The organism is Mesorhizobium sp. M7A.F.Ca.US.005.03.1.1, assembly GCF_003997975.1.
GTDB classification, from domain to species: Bacteria; Pseudomonadota; Alphaproteobacteria; order Rhizobiales; family Rhizobiaceae; genus Mesorhizobium; species Mesorhizobium ciceri.
This window is the reverse complement of sequence record NZ_RZRO01000011.1, coordinates 16,979-30,628: the sequence shown is the minus strand read 5'-3', so window position 1 is coordinate 30,628 and position 13,650 is coordinate 16,979. Positions and strand designations below refer to the sequence as shown.

At 60.6% G+C, this 13,650-nt stretch carries 13 protein-coding genes and 1 pseudogene; 6 read left to right on the top strand and 8 right to left on the bottom strand.

Translation table 11 applies throughout. The features are described 5' to 3' along the window. Positions 1 to 550 precede the first annotated feature (550 nt). Positions 551 to 1,150 carry a carbonic anhydrase gene (locus tag EN990_RS07600; protein ID WP_127368284.1) on the top strand — a complete coding sequence of 200 codons (600 nt, stop codon included), beginning with the start codon at positions 551 to 553 and terminating at the stop codon, positions 1,148 to 1,150. An 810-nt stretch (positions 1,151 to 1,960) separates the two neighbouring features. Further along, a complete protein-coding gene (locus tag EN990_RS07590) occupies positions 1,961 to 2,269 on the top strand; it encodes a hypothetical protein (protein WP_127368283.1) in 309 nt (102 codons plus the stop codon). Positions 2,270 to 2,308: 39 nt separating this feature from the next. Here EN990_RS07590 and EN990_RS36025 read toward each other — a convergent pair whose 3' ends face one another. Beyond that, a complete protein-coding gene (locus tag EN990_RS36025; RefSeq protein ID WP_245469170.1) occupies positions 2,309 to 2,623 on the bottom strand; it encodes a DUF6074 family protein in 315 nt (104 codons plus the stop codon). A 67-nt stretch (positions 2,624 to 2,690) separates the two neighbouring features. Here EN990_RS36025 and EN990_RS35425 point away from each other — a divergent pair, with 67 nt between their 5' ends. Further along, the gene (locus EN990_RS35425; RefSeq protein ID WP_164766092.1) at positions 2,691 to 2,852 is read left to right on the top strand and encodes a hypothetical protein; all 162 of its coding nucleotides are present in this window, start codon (positions 2,691 to 2,693) and stop codon (positions 2,850 to 2,852) included. A gap of 333 nt (positions 2,853 to 3,185) precedes the next feature. Here EN990_RS35425 and EN990_RS07585 read toward each other — a convergent pair whose 3' ends face one another. Further along, the gene (locus EN990_RS07585) at positions 3,186 to 4,046 is read right to left on the bottom strand and encodes an alpha/beta hydrolase (protein WP_127368289.1); all 861 of its coding nucleotides are present in this window, start codon (positions 4,044 to 4,046) and stop codon (positions 3,186 to 3,188) included. A gap of 151 nt (positions 4,047 to 4,197) precedes the next feature. On the opposite strand from EN990_RS07585, the pseudogene EN990_RS07580 reads away from it, so the two are divergent. Together EN990_RS07580 and EN990_RS07575 are read left to right on the top strand one after the other, a co-directional pair. After that, positions 4,198 to 4,506, top strand: a pseudogene (locus EN990_RS07580) (transposase); the annotation flags it as partial. A gap of 87 nt (positions 4,507 to 4,593) precedes the next feature. Continuing rightward, a complete protein-coding gene (locus tag EN990_RS07575; protein ID WP_127368281.1) occupies positions 4,594 to 5,493 on the top strand; it encodes an ankyrin repeat domain-containing protein in 900 nt (299 codons plus the stop codon). 629 nt (positions 5,494 to 6,122) lie between these two features. On the opposite strand, the gene EN990_RS07565 is transcribed toward EN990_RS07575, so the two are convergent. Genes EN990_RS07565 through EN990_RS07550 form a run of 4 tightly spaced genes read right to left on the bottom strand, consistent with a single transcriptional unit; the run spans position 6,123 to position 9,875 of the window. Further along, on the bottom strand, positions 6,123 to 7,577 hold the full coding sequence (locus tag EN990_RS07565; RefSeq protein WP_127368279.1) for an aldehyde dehydrogenase family protein: 1,455 nt from the start codon (positions 7,575 to 7,577) through the stop codon (positions 6,123 to 6,125). Next, a complete protein-coding gene (locus EN990_RS07560; protein WP_206519153.1) occupies positions 7,574 to 7,765 on the bottom strand; it encodes a hypothetical protein in 192 nt (63 codons plus the stop codon). Before EN990_RS07560 ends, EN990_RS07565 begins: the two co-directional genes overlap by 4 nt. A gap of 56 nt (positions 7,766 to 7,821) precedes the next feature. Further along, positions 7,822 to 9,000: an alanine racemase gene (locus tag EN990_RS07555; protein ID WP_127368287.1), complete on the bottom strand. Its 1,179-nt coding sequence runs from the start codon at positions 8,998 to 9,000 to the stop codon at positions 7,822 to 7,824. Positions 9,001 to 9,011: 11 nt separating this feature from the next. Further along, positions 9,012 to 9,875, bottom strand: coding sequence for a GNAT family N-acetyltransferase (locus EN990_RS07550; protein WP_127368278.1), 864 nt, complete (start codon positions 9,873 to 9,875; stop codon positions 9,012 to 9,014). 306 nt (positions 9,876 to 10,181) lie between these two features. Between EN990_RS07550 and EN990_RS07545 the strand changes: the two genes are divergently transcribed. Continuing rightward, positions 10,182 to 11,120 carry an ornithine cyclodeaminase family protein gene (locus EN990_RS07545; RefSeq protein ID WP_127368277.1) on the top strand — a complete coding sequence of 313 codons (939 nt, stop codon included), beginning with the start codon at positions 10,182 to 10,184 and terminating at the stop codon, positions 11,118 to 11,120. Positions 11,121 to 11,349: 229 nt separating this feature from the next. On the opposite strand, the gene tdh is transcribed toward EN990_RS07545, so the two are convergent. Continuing rightward, complete coding sequence (tdh, locus tag EN990_RS07540; protein WP_013532321.1) at positions 11,350 to 12,384, bottom strand: L-threonine 3-dehydrogenase; 1,035 nt, start codon at positions 12,382 to 12,384, stop codon at positions 11,350 to 11,352. A 52-nt stretch (positions 12,385 to 12,436) separates the two neighbouring features. Then, positions 12,437 to 13,624, bottom strand: coding sequence for a glycine C-acetyltransferase (locus EN990_RS07535; RefSeq protein ID WP_127388268.1), 1,188 nt, complete (start codon positions 13,622 to 13,624; stop codon positions 12,437 to 12,439). Positions 13,625 to 13,650: the final 26 nt, after the last annotated feature.

The following is a 13,650-nucleotide window of genomic DNA, read 5'->3' as shown; positions in this document are numbered from 1 at the left end:
CGTCCTAGGAAACATTCGCGAGCTGGAGCAGCCGCTACGAAAAACAGACCGCGTCCCTGTTGGCGGGCGGCATATTCTCTAAGACCCTTTCCTCGCAGGCGACGGAATGCCTTCGGCCTTCTACAAGGCGTCGTCGATGGAAAGAACGCCGTGATGCACCAGTGCATTATGGATGGCAGCGACCGCCATCATCAGACTGTCGAGCTGCACATGGCGACGTTCATCGGTTATCCTTGACATAGGGCCGTAGCGGGCGACGGTGTGGCCGGCTACCGCCCTGCGAGCGGTTCAGACGGTGGGGCGTTGTTCGAACTACCAGGCGAGGCCATGATCAGGCTCCGGGTTGGAGGCAAACTAACTTTGAAAGCCTCGCGAAGGTCCAGTGGTACCCTCCTTGGCAAGCCGCTGCGCCGCAATGCGGCGTCGATCAACGGGGCAACAAAGGCTCCACTCAACCTCAAGACATTGGCCATCCTGTCAGGACCGCTGTAGTGACCTAAATGTCCGAGCGCGGCCGTGGCCACGCCCCTGCTGTGTTGGAGGTCAAGTCATGCTGAATGAGCTGTTTGAGAAAAACCGGGCCTGGTCCGAAGAACGCCGCCGCGACGATCCCCATTATTTCGAACGGCTTTCCAATCTTCAGCGACCGCAATACCTGTGGATCGGTTGTTCGGACAGCAGGGTACCTGCCAACACGATCACCGGCTTGGAGCCGGGTGAAGTCTTCGTGCATCGCAATGTTGCAAACCTTGTTCACCCAAGCGACCTGAACCTGCTGTCGGTCCTCGAGTACGCGATAGACGTGTTGGAGGTGTCACATGTCATCGTCTGTGGCCACTATGGTTGTGGCGGCATTCGAGCTGCGCTCGACGGAGAAAGGCACGGAATCATCGACCATTGGCTGCAGCCCATTCGGGATGTGGCCGAGCAGAACAAGGACGACCTCGACCGCCTCCCCGATCTGAGCTCGCGCCTCAGGCTTGTTTGTGAAATGAGCACGCGCAACCAGGTTGCGCGTCTTGAGCGGACACCAATCGTGCAGTGGGCTTGGAAGCGCGGCAAGCGCGTTCGGATACACGGCTGGGTATATGGGCTGACGGACGGGTTGATCTCGGACCTCAAGTGCAGCGTGCCCGCGCTGGAAGGCTGAGCCCCCGCTGAACCACAGCCTCCTGCTCCGCTACGGTGGCGGCGATCAGCCGATGAAACCCCAATTCCTCAGCCTCTCGTTCCTAAAAGTCAATGTCAGCTATTCTAACCAATTGGCTGGCCCATGCCGAAGCCTGTCGCGTGTCGATCTGCACCGCGGCATAGCCTGAATATCTGAAAGTCAGGGCCGCATCGGCTCCGCGAATCTCCGGCGGCTCGAATTTGAAGCGTTGGAGCTCTTATCGCCTATGAAGAAGCGCGCTGGTAGGGACGGGCCACGACAAGGCACATGTGCCGAGGGGTCATCGCTACGCCTCATCGGAACGAGAGTGATAAGCGCTCTCAGGCAGCGGTGTGCCAGATATGCCCACTGTCGCCGGTTCGAAGACTGGTCCCGAACTCGTTCACCGATAACCGGGACGCCGCTTCGCCCTGCCCATTGATCGCAGCCCCCATCGACTAGCTATTCAGGGCAACCCTGAGTGCCCTTTCCAAGTCGCCCCGTTCAAAGGGCTTCCCGAGGACGGGGACGTTCCGGAAACCTTGAGGAATGCCCCCGGCGCCGTAGCCAGTCGAAAAGACGAAGGGTATCGACCTTTCGGTGAGCGCCTCGGCGACGGGATAGGTTTCGGCTCCGTTGAGATTCACGTCCAGAATTACGGCGTCAAAGTCCGCTCCTCGGTGCGCGGCGACCACTTCAAACCCAACCTCGACTAACGAGTTCTCAACGTCCAATAATCCAGACAGGAACCAAAATGTGCAAACGATGTTTATTGACCGAAGGGCATCTTACTTCCTTGGAGAGTTGAACATGAAAACCACCCTGATTCTGGGCGCGCTGGCGCTTTGCTTGGCCGCGCCTTCCATTGCCTCGGCGGATGCGATGGTTCTCACCACGAACCAGCACCGCCATCACCATGGTGCGGACGCTGTCGTCATCAATGAGGACGGAGCTCGCCTCCATCATCGCCGTCATGGCACCGAGGCGTTTTACGACAACGGGAATCGCCATCATTGGCGCAGACATCATCGTCCAGATACCATCATCATCAAGCGTTCGGACGACCGCCCGATGCACCACCGCCATCGTCACGTCGTCATCGAGAACAACGACTACTGATCTTCTTACGCCGGACCCGGCTCTCAGATCGGAGCCGGGTCACGCGGCGCTGCCTCCGGGCCGCTGACCCTGTCCAGATCGCAGCCAAAGCTCGCGCTGAACGGCGTTGTGGAACTCGCGAAGTTCGCGGTTGGTGATGTCTCGATCGAAGCCGGCGCGCTGCATCTGCGTGCCCAAGGTGGCAACCATCTGCTTCCAGTTCGTCACCGCGGCGCCCCGCTTTGCCGAAAGCACCTTGCTAAATCGGCGTGCCGCAGCAAGTTGCCGAGGCCTTTGGACTGATCTCTCCAGTCCTCGCGTGACGAGGTTGAAGCCGCGCCGGTTCTCCGCTGCCTTCGCCACGTAAGTCGACATAACATGAGATCACCAGCCTGCCGTTGCGGAAGACCAAAATGGGAACGCGTCGGGAACGAGTAAAGCGGTGCCGATCAGTGTCAAGGCGTGCCGCCTCGCGGTGATCCATGGCTTCGGCGATGACGTCGAACACGCTGGGCACTTCGTCAGTGATTTCCGTGGTGGCGATGCCGGCCTCATTGGGCCGCCCATCGCTGAAAATGATGAGGATCGCGAGTTACGGGAATGAATGGATGGCCAGCTTTAGTGGGAGAGGCTGTCGTAGAAGGCGATGAGGCGTTTGCCGCAGGCGTTCTTCTCGCTCTCCGGTTCCCTTAGCTCGGCGGTTCCGGCACGCCATTGGCGCGGTTCCCGTTTTGAACAGGCAGAAGTGCGGCAGGTCTACCACCGAGACTGGCACCACCGCCCGCACCGCCGGCGGTGGGAAAAGGCAATGACATTGGCCATAAATATCGGCATCACCACCACCGTCCAAGCCGATACTAGGCCGTGAACTCATTAATGCGGAGTGGCCGGGACGGGTGGGACGCGGAAGAGAGCTGTTGGTGGAAGCTGACGCAGCTTAAGATGTTTGGAAGAATGCTGCTAGCTCGGTGGCCAATTCTTCGGGTGCTTCTTCGGCCATATGGTGGCCGCAGTCGATGCAACGGCCTCTGACGTCGGAAGCCCATTCTCGCCAGATGCCAAGGATATCACCGTGCAGATCCTCCAGATCGTCCCGGGCGGACCAGAGCACAAGCAGGGGGCAAGCGAGCTTCCGACCTGCCGACCGATCATCTTCGTCATGCTGGCGGTCAATGCCTAATCCCGCCCGGTAGTCCTCGATCATGCCATGAACCGTTTCCGGATCATGGATGGCAGCATGAAAGTCAGCGTAAGACTCCACTCCCATCGCTTCCGGACTGCCACCGTACCAGGCATCCGGATCAGCCAGAATCGCCCGCTCGGGCTTCTCCGCTTGCGCGAAGAAAAACCAGTGCCACCAAGCAGACGCGAAGCGGGCATCGCACCGTGCCAACGCGTCCGCGATTGGGATACCGTCCAAGATCGCGAGGCGACTGACCGAGTCCGGGTGGTCCATTGCGGTTCGAAAGGCTGTATAGGATCCTCTGTCGTGCCCGACGAGGCCGAAGCGGCCGAAGCCAAGCTGGCGCATGAGTGCAACGCAATCTCTTGCCTTTGCACGCTTCGATGACCCGGCGTGATCCGGTGTATCGGCAGGCTTGGAGGATTGGCCGAAGCCACGCAGGTCGGGGCAGACGACGGTGTATTGCTCTGCGAGTATTGGCGCTATTCGGTGCCAAGTTGCATGTGTGCGAGGATGACCATGCAAAAGTAGTAGCGGCTCCCCTTTGCCACCAACCCGGTACCGGAGAGTGGCCTCGGGAAGCTTGATCCGTTCCAGTTCGAATCCACCGAACATACTTGCTTTCCCTGTCCGCGCCATTTTCGGAACGCTGGCGGAGTCCAGTTCCAACGCCAGCTGTCGAGATCTGCAGCTTAGGTTCCCTACGTCCGAGTAGGGTCGTTTGTCGACAGGCGGGTTTCAAGTTGGAGCGGAATCCGCGGCGGACTTGATCAAGGATTTGCCCGAAGGTGCCATGCTGCTCGCCGACAAGGGCTATGATGCCAACGCCTTGCGCAATGCCGTCACCGAGAAAAAGGCATGGGCCAACATCCCGCCCAAGGCCAACCGCAAGGACCCGATGTGCTTCAGCCCCTTCCTCTACAAGGCCCGCAACTTGGTCGAACGCTTCTTCAACAAGGCCAAGCAGTTTCGCCGCATTGCAACTCGGTATGACAAGCTGGCAGAAAATCACCTCGCTGCCCTCAAACTCGTCTCCGTCCGCATATGGGTACGCGGTAGTGAGTCTACGTCCTAGGTACATTAGCGTGTACTAACACTCTGCTTTGGGTTAGATTGCAGGTCAATTTGTAAGGTCGAGACGAGCAGCCTCAGGGAGGATGCAATGGTTAAGCCGGGATGCAAATGGATGCTATGGGGTTCGTGCGCCCTTTGGCTTCTGACCCTGCCCGCGCAAGCGAGCAGCTTGGGTGATCTGGTCAAGAATGGCGACTTGCCAGCGGTCACTGCCGCCTTGGACAAGGGCCTCGATGTCAACGAAATCGACGGCGTTACGGCACTTTACATCGCCTCAGAAGCCGGGAATGTCGAGTTGGCAGCGCTACTGATCAGGCATGGGGCAGACGTCAACCTACCTGTCAGCTGGCAGCGAACGCCGCTCTACGCCGCCAACAAGGGCGGCCATGCTGACATCGTCAAGCTGCTGCTAGACAACGGGGCCGACCCAAATCGGGTGACGAAAGCGCAGACGCCGCTTCACGTTGCTGCCGAAAATGGCTGCCTCCCATGCGTCGTCCATCTTATAGAAGTCGGAGCAGATGTTAACGCGCTGACATCGAATGGAAGTCCCCCGCTACATCTGGCCAAGGTCGCAGGGCACGAGGACGTCGCAGCCTATTTGCGCAGTCATGGCGCCGCAAAACCGGCCATCGCGCCGATTTCACCACGGCTTGCCTCAGCAAACGCTCAATCGGGCAAAGTAATATACGACAGCACCTGCGTGGCCTGTCATCTTTCTCCGGGCGTCAGGGTACCCAAAAAGGTCAGTCTGTGGAGCATCGTTGGGCGCCAGAAGGGTTCACAAGCGGATGTCCAGTATTCATCTGCTATGAAGGACGCTGGTGGTAATTGGAGCTTTGAGGAACTCAATCTCTTCATCTCGAATCCCGCGCTCGCGTTGCCCGGCACGGAGATGTCTTTCCCGGGATTGAAGGACGAGAACAAGCGGGCGGACCTCATTGCCTACCTTCGGACTTTGAGTGATGCACCGCTGCCGCTTCCTTGAGCGCTGTTGTTGGTGGGTAACTTTGGTGCCGAATTGACCTGCAGCGAGCACGCCGAGGCAAGATTACTATCTCACGGCTTCGTTTCTCGCGCGCCGTGAGCGCCGAGGCGGCTAGACCCTGATCGGAACATTCTTGGCGATGCTATGTAACCAGATCTTTTAGTCCAAGTTATCAAACACCGCGGCCTACTGTGGCGAGATATGGAGAGGTGCGATCCAGACCATTCCAGAACGACAGCAAGAGGCCGGCCGATCGCTTGGCCTGTCCAAAACCCGGATCATGATTTCCGTCCTTCTCCCGCAGGCTTTCAGTTGGCCCTGCCAGCGATCGGCGGCCAGAACATCCTGCTCCTGAAGGGGACCGCATTGGCGTCGACAATCACGGTCTTCGACCTGATGGGTGCAGCCAACCTCGTTCGCGCTCAGACGGTTCGGGTTAACGAGCCTCTGTTTGCCGCGGCGCTTGGATATTTCCTGCTGGCGGTGGGATCACGACTGGCTTCGGGTTTTCAAGAGACGGCTCGCTCAGCGATATTGATCGGGACCGAGCAGTGTCGGTTGAGGTAGCGGCCTTTCCGAAGGCACATCATGGCCTCCGCCGCAGCCTCAGCGCCACGCCTAGATGCCACCTAGAAGTAGCCGAGGACGGATTTCACCTCGAGATATTCCAGCATGCCCTCAAGACCATATTCTCGTCCGTTTCCGGACTGCTTGAAACCGCCAAACGGGGCATGCGGATCCCAGGCCGGGTAGTTGAGATGAATCTGACCGGACCGAATGCGCGACGCGACGTCCCTGACGACCTCCAAGTCCTCGCCTTGCACATGGCCCCCCAAGCCGTACACCGTGTCGTTGGCGATGGTGACGGCCTCTTCGATTGTGTCATAGGGGATAATGCAGAGGACCGGCCCAAAAACTTCTTCCTGGGCAATGCGCATCTGGGTGCGCACGTCCGAAAAGATCGTCGGCTTCACATAGAGGCCGACGTTCAGATCGTGTGCACGACCCGGTCCGCCGATGATGAGCCTGGCGCCTTCCGAAATGCCCACGTCGATCATGGTTTGTATTCGGTCGAATTGGGTACGATTGGCGATCGCACCGTGAGTGGTGGCTTCCGAAAGAGGATCGCCGACGACGATCTGGCCCGCGACCCTCTTGGCGATTGCCTCGATCTCGGACAGCCGCTCGCGTGGCACGATCATGCGCGTCGGAGCGCTGCATGACTGGCCGAGATTGCGAAAGGCGGCGGCTATGCCCAGGGAAACGGCGCGGTCGAGATCGGCGTCCGGCAGGATCACGTTCGGGGACTTGCCACCGAGTTCCTGGGCGACACGCTTGATGGTCGGCGCTGCCGCCTGGGCCACGGCAATGCCCGCGCGGGTGGACCCGGTAATGGAGATCATATCGACATTCGGATGGGATGCCAGACTAGCACCCACGCATGCGCCATCCCCTTGCACCAGATTGAACACTCCGGCAGGGAAGCCGGCTTCCTCGATCGCCTCGGCGAACAGCAGAGCGTTCAGGGGAGAAAGCTCGCTTGGCTTCAACACGACCGTGCAGCCTGCCGCGAGCGCCGGCGAAACCTTGGCGGTGATCTGGTAAAGCGGCCAGTTCCACGGCGTAATCAGTGCGCAGACACCAATCGGTTCGTGGGTGATGGCGGTTTGCCCCCGCTGCTTGACGAAGGGAAAGGCTGTCAGCACATCACGCGCAGCCTTAACATGCGCGATCGCCAGCGGTACCTGAGCGCTGCGCGCATAGCCGATCGCCGCGCCCATTTCGAGGGTAAGGCATTGAGCCATCAGTTCGCCCCGCGCCTCGAGCATCACCTGCAGGCGATCGAGCAGACCGGCACGATATTCCGGCGTGGTCCGGCTCCAGGCGGCGAATGCATGGCGGGCCGGTGCAACGGCCGCATCAACGTCCAAGCTGTTTCCGAGCGGAAACCGAGCCACAACCTCTTCGGTGGAGGGGTTCACCACGACGCCCTTGGCGGCGCCGCTCGGCTCGACCCATTGACCGTCGATGAAAAACTTGTCCAGGTGGCCGTTGCGCGACAGATGTTCGAGGGGTGTCATCACGCGACAAGGCCCTTCATGCGATCATAGCCACCCAGAACCGGCAGGAACCAGAGGCGCCCGAAAAGGCCGGGGATCGCCTGCCAGTTGAAATCCTTCCAGGGGTTCAGGTCGGGGCGCCCATCCATGACATCAGTCATGGTGCTGCCTATCAGCGTCGACAGATCCAGCCCGTAAGAGGTAAACTTCATTTTCTTGACCACCAATGCTGATTTGAGCGGGCGAAATCCGAGGCGTGTGTACGCGCCTACCAGCCGCGCATCCGCACCCAACGCTCTTCAATCCTGGGGCTGTCCCCGTTAACGATACTGTAGAAATCATGCTGCGCGGCCATCGCACACGCATGGTTGGGCAGGATCCGGACCCGGGACCCGAGCGGCAGTTCGGGCATGGATTTCCCAGAACCGGCACGAATGGCGAGGATACCGTGTTCCTGACTGGCCTGGACCACGATCACATCTTCCAGCACCCGCCCCTTTTCGTCGCAGACCACGCCGTAACCCTGGTCGATCTGCTGGTTTGCGGTGCCCCGATCGCGCGAAAGCGCCATCCACCCGGCGTCGACCAGCACCCATCCCTTTTCCGGCTTCGAGCCGATCACCGTTGCTAATACGGAAATCGCGATATCATCGCGGTCGCAGACGCCAACCCCGTGCTGAACGAGATCGAAGAACATGTAGACCCCGGCGCGCAACTCCGTGACACCCTCGAGATTCTGAGCGAAATGCGCGGTTGGCGTCGAGCCGACGCTGACGGTCGGACAGGCATGGCCATGGGCGCGCAAGATTTCAGCTGCGCGCACGGTGGCTGAACGCTCGTTCTCCGCTGCCCTGACCAGGGCATCGGGCGTGTTCAAGCCGTAGGATTCGCCCGCATGAGCGAGAACCCCGACGAGCTTGGCACCGGCAGCGCCGACCCTGCCGGCCACGTCGGGCAATCTCGGGTCGTCCGGCTTCAATCCGCCGCGATGGTCATCGCAGTCCAGTTCTATGAAGACCGATGGCGTCATGCCGGTGACTTGGCGCGCGTCGGCCAAGACATCGGCCTGCTCCACAGTATCGAGCAACAGCTTCACATCAGCGTCGGTACGGCGACAAAGCTCCATGGCGCGCCTGGCCGAAGCCGGCGAGATGCCAACCGCATAAGTGATGTCGCGAAAGCCGTGGTCCGCGAAATATTCCGCCTCGGCGATGGTCGAGACCGTGATCGGACCGGGCTCGCGAGGGAACGCGTATCGGGCGACGTCGATGCTTTTGGCCGTTTTCATATGCGGGCGCAGCACCACGCCAAGCTCCTTGGCACGCTCAGCCAGGCGCTGAATATTGCGCTCGAGCCGTCCGCGATCCAAAAGCAGCGCTGGGGTAATCAAGGCGTCGATCGTCTCAGTCGTCTCGCTCGCTGCCAGGTTTGCCGCCATCTTGTTCATCATCTCGTTTCCTAGGTGAACGACTGGTTTGCCAGCGCGTACATATGGGCTGAGCCCTCGGAGACAGGCCGCTGCCCCTTGACCATGGCAGTCGCCGAGCTGACCTGCTGGAGGCCGAGGCTCTCGAGCCAATCGCCCAATCCATCTTCGGCATAGATATCGATGCGAACGAATTGATCATGAAGCCTAGAAAGCTGCGCCAAGATCAAAAGCCGCGCATCCTGGTCACTCTCGGCCGCACAGGGGCCGATGACATAGCCACGGCCGAACCTCCTGCTGATGGCGTAGCCGGCAATCCGCCCGTCGCGTTCGACTACGACGACCTTGCCCACATCGGCGAGTGCCGCGACCATCGATGGTCGCGGCATGCCCGTGGCCCGTTCATCGAACGCCTGGATCGCGGCGAGGTCGGAGATCGTCGCCTGACGCACACCGTTACCGCCCCCCCGCGTCACCGCAGTGGTCAGCAGGCCTTGGTGCTGGAGCACCGTGCCCCAGCCAGTGAAGCCGCGGCGCTTGTAAAGCGCGAGCCCCTCTTCGGTGGACGTGAGCAGCACATTGCGACACTGCACAGCCTCAAGCAATCCATCAAACAGCCGCGAACCGTTGCCACCGCCTTGCGCAGGGCCAGTGACGATGATCATGCCGACGGTGGCAAAAGCCTTGCCGTAAATCCACGACATGGCGGTACCAATCACCTGCCCTGCCTGCTCGAGAACCAGCCCCCCGCCGACAGTGGCGGCGAATTCCCAATCCTCCAGGCGATAGGGCCAGCCCATCTCCTGCGACAGCTTCAGCGCGCCCGGCAAATGACGGGTTTCCAATATCATCAGTTCGCTAGGGATGACGATGTCTCGCTCGAGTTGGGGGGCCATGGGAGGTGCCGTCTCTTGATCACTGTCGAATTGAAGTGGACCTTAGAATTGCGCCCCAACAGCAGATTTCTCTGCTGTTTTGCCCTTTCAAATAAGCGAGATCATTCGTTTTCGTCAGTTCCTCGGCACGCAAGGTTGCACAAATCAGGCGAAGAAATAGCGGGCAGCTTGAGTCCCCGTTTTGTGATTACCCTCGCTCGGCGTGTCCTCCGCACCCATCCAAAACGGATGCGTTCTCAGCCTCCACGATGGCATAGCCGCGACACGTCTCAGCGATGAGCGCTTGATGCTCAGAAGGAATTTCGGATGATCTACATCAGCGAAGACGAGTCAGCCGCCCTTGTCACGCATGAACTTGCCTTCGAGGCGGCGCGGGAGGCGCTCGTGGCAGCAGCATCGGGGCAGAGCTGGGTCTTCCCTGCTGTCATCGGGCGCACGCAGGAGGCGAGCAATACCTTCTCTATCAAATCCGGCTCGTCGGACGACCTGACCGGAGTGAAAATCGGCTCCTTCTGGTCAGGCAACCCGGCACGTGGCCTTCCCCGCCACAACTCCACCATCGTGCTGCTCGATCAGAATACAGGACGGCTCCGCGCCGTAATCGAGGCCGGAAAGGTGAACGCCTACAGGACGGCCGCAGCCGACGCGGTTGCAGCTGATCTTCTTGCGCGCAAGCAGGCCAAGGTTCTGGCGATATTCGGCGCCGGCAACCAGGCGGGCTTCGAAGTGAGAGCGCTGGCACGCATCCGCGCAATCGAAAGCGTGTTGGTGGTGGCCCCGCCTTCGCCGCGGCGCGACGCTTTTGTCGATCAGATCGGCGAATTGGGCCTGCAGGCGCGCGCTGTTATGCCCGAAGAAGCCGTGCGTGCGGCCGACATCGTGGTCACGGCGACACCCTCACGCGAACCGCTGTTCGATGCCGCTTGGGTGGGACCCGGAACCCATATCGTCAGCATGGGGTCGGATGCTCCAGGCAAGCGCGAATTGCCGAGCGCACTATTTCCCAACGCACATCTGTTTTGTGATCTGCTTTCCCAGTCCGTTCAGATCGGCGAGTTCCAACACGTGCGCGACGAGATCGACGCCGGCGTGCTTGCAGTTACACCAATCGGCGACGTCATTGCCAAGCGTGTGTCCGGACGCCTCTCCGACACCGAAATCACTGTCTTCGACAGCTCCGGTATCTCCCTCCAGGACCTCTACATGGCTGACGCGCTGATCCGCGCCAAGACGCCCCACCGCTGATCAGTTTCGCAGCGACAAGTCCCCGCCGCGATGGTGCGGCTGCACTGGAACAAACGGCGGAGCTCTGCGGCCCCGTATGAGCGCAAGTCCGCCAGCCTACCGCCAACCACACACGGCAGCCCTGGGTGGGAAAGCGACATCATCATCATCGACCTCAGGAATCGGAATCACATCGCCCCGGAGGTTCACGCCGTAGATCGCGCCCTCGAAGGCTAGTCCCGACCGCCTCCTACCAATCCATCACCACCTTGCCGGAACTGCCGCTGCGCATTGCATCGAAGCCGGCTTGGAAATCGTCGATGCCGATGCGGTGCGTGATAAGCCCGGAAACATCCAGCGGCCCCTGCACCAGCGCGATCATCTTGTACCAGGTCTCGAACATCTCACGGCCATAGATGCCCTTGAGATGCAGCATCTTGAAGATGACCTTGTTCCAGTCGATCTCGAATCCGGTCGGGGCGATGCCCAGAATGGCGATCTTGCCGCCGTTGTTCATGGTGTCGATCATGTCGCGGAAGGCGGGGGCTGCGCCCGACATTTCGAGGCCGACATCAAAACCCTCGGTCATGCCGAGTGCCGGCATGACATCGCGCAGCTTTTCCTTCGAAGCATCCACGACATGCTGGACGCCGAGCTTTTTCGCCAGCGCCAGCCGCACCGGATTGATGTCGGTGATGACGACTTTTCGCGCGCCGACGCATTGGGCGACGAGCGCGCCCATGATGCCGATCGGCCCGGCGCCGGTGACCAGCACGTCCTCGCCGACCAGATCGAAGGAGAGTGCGGTGTGCACGGCATTGCCCAACGGATCGAAGATGGCGGCGATCTCGTCCGGCACATCATCGGGGATCGGCACGACGTTGTGCTGCGGGATAGCCAGATACTCACCGAAGGCGCCCGGACGATTGACGCCGACGCCGAGCGTGTTGCGGCACAGATGCCCTCGCCCGGCGCGACAGTTGCGGCAATGACCGCAGACGATGTGGCCCTCGCCCGACACGCGCTGGCCGACCTTGTATTCGGTGACCGCTGCGCCGAAATCGGCAACGGTGCCGACGAATTCATGGCCCGTCACCATCGGCACCGGCACCGTCTTCTGCGCCCACTGGTCCCAATTGTAGATGTGCACGTCGGTGCCGCAGATCGCCGTCTTCTTGATCTTGATCAGCACGTCGTTAGGGCCGATTTCCGGCACCGGCACCTCTTCCATCCAGATGCCTGGTTCGGCCTTGGCCTTCACCAGCGCTTTCATCATGTTCGACATGCTTTTGTCCCTTGAAGCTCTTGTTCCGGAATCGCTTTTCGATTCCGGCTTGTCAGGAAATGACGCCGAGTTCGCGCCCGACGGCGGCGAACGCTTCCACCGCGCGGTCGATATCGGCGCTGGAATGCGCCGCCGACATCTGCGTGCGGATGCGCGCCTGCCCCTTTGGCACCACCGGGAAGGAGAAGCCGATGACATAGATGCCGCGCTTCAGCATGCGCGCGGCCATCTCCTGCGCCAGGCTGGCATCGCCCAGCATCACCGGGATGATCGGATGATCCGCTCCGGCCAGCGTGAAGCCGAGCTTGCCCATTTGCGACCGGAACCGCGCAGCGTTGTCGTAGAGTTTGTCGCGCAGCCCATCGCCGTCTTTGATCAGTTCGAACACCTTGATCGAAGCGCCGGCGATCGCCGGCATCAGCGTGTTGGAAAAGAGATACGGCCGTGAGCGCTGGCGCAACCAGTCGACCACCTGGCCTTTGCCCGAGGTGTAACCACCGGAGGCCCCACCAAGTGCCTTGCCGAGCGTCCCGGTGATGATGTCGACCCTGCCCTCGACGCCGCAATGCTCGGCCGAGCCGCGGCCGTTCTGACCGACAAAGCCGACGGCATGGCTGTCGTCGACCATCACCATGGCGTCATACTTCTCGGCGAGGTCGCAGACACCCCTGAGATTGGCGATGATGCCATCCATCGAAAACACGCCGTCGGTGGCGATCAACCGGAAGCGGCAGTCCCGGGCTTCCTTCAGGCGCGCCTCGAGATCGGCCATGTCGTTGTTGGCGTAGCGGAAACGTTTGGCCTTCGACAGCCGCACACCATCGATGATCGAGGCATGATTCAAGGCATCCGAAATAATGGCGTCTTCCTCGCCCAGCAGCGTCTCGAACAGGCCGCCATTGGCATCGAAGCAGGAGCCGTAAAGGATGGTGTCTTCCATGCCGAGGAAGGAGGAAATCGTCGATTCGAGCTGCTTGTGCTCTTCCTGCGTGCCGCAGATGAAGCGCACCGATGCCATGCCGTAGCCATAGCGGTCGAGCGCCTGCTTGGCAGCATTGCGCAAATCGGCGCTATCGGCGAGGCCGAGATAGTTGTTGGCACAGAAATTCAACACCTTGTCGCCGCCGACCTCGATCTCGGCCGACTGCGTCGAAGTGATCACCCGCTCCGACTTGTAGAGGCCTGCCGATTTGAGCCCCGCGAGCTCGCTGTCGATGTGGGAGAGGAATGCTGCGGTCATGACCTAGCCTCGTTTGATGTGGGCCG

Excerpts from the sequence above, each read along its gene's own strand:
- EN990_RS07535 (WP_127388268.1), bottom strand. The coding sequence starts at position 13,624 with ATGACCGCAGCATTCCTCTCCCACATCGACAGCGAGCTCGCGGGGCTC.
- EN990_RS36025 (WP_245469170.1), bottom strand. The coding sequence starts at position 2,623 with ATGTCGACTTACGTGGCGAAGGCAGCGGAGAACCGGCGCGGCTTCAAC.
- EN990_RS07545 (WP_127368277.1), top strand. The coding sequence starts at position 10,182 with ATGATCTACATCAGCGAAGACGAGTCAGCCGCCCTTGTCACGCATGAA.
- EN990_RS07590 (WP_127368283.1), top strand. The coding sequence starts at position 1,961 with ATGAAAACCACCCTGATTCTGGGCGCGCTGGCGCTTTGCTTGGCCGCG.
- EN990_RS07560 (WP_206519153.1), bottom strand. The coding sequence starts at position 7,765 with ATGAAGTTTACCTCTTACGGGCTGGATCTGTCGACGCTGATAGGCAGC.
- EN990_RS07550 (WP_127368278.1), bottom strand. The coding sequence starts at position 9,875 with ATGGCCCCCCAACTCGAGCGAGACATCGTCATCCCTAGCGAACTGATG.
- EN990_RS07555 (WP_127368287.1), bottom strand. The coding sequence starts at position 9,000 with ATGAACAAGATGGCGGCAAACCTGGCAGCGAGCGAGACGACTGAGACG.
- EN990_RS07575 (WP_127368281.1), top strand. The coding sequence starts at position 4,594 with ATGGTTAAGCCGGGATGCAAATGGATGCTATGGGGTTCGTGCGCCCTT.
- EN990_RS07600 (WP_127368284.1), top strand. The coding sequence starts at position 551 with ATGCTGAATGAGCTGTTTGAGAAAAACCGGGCCTGGTCCGAAGAACGC.
- EN990_RS07585 (WP_127368289.1), bottom strand. The coding sequence starts at position 4,046 with ATGTTCGGTGGATTCGAACTGGAACGGATCAAGCTTCCCGAGGCCACT.
- tdh (WP_013532321.1), bottom strand. The coding sequence starts at position 12,384 with ATGTCGAACATGATGAAAGCGCTGGTGAAGGCCAAGGCCGAACCAGGC.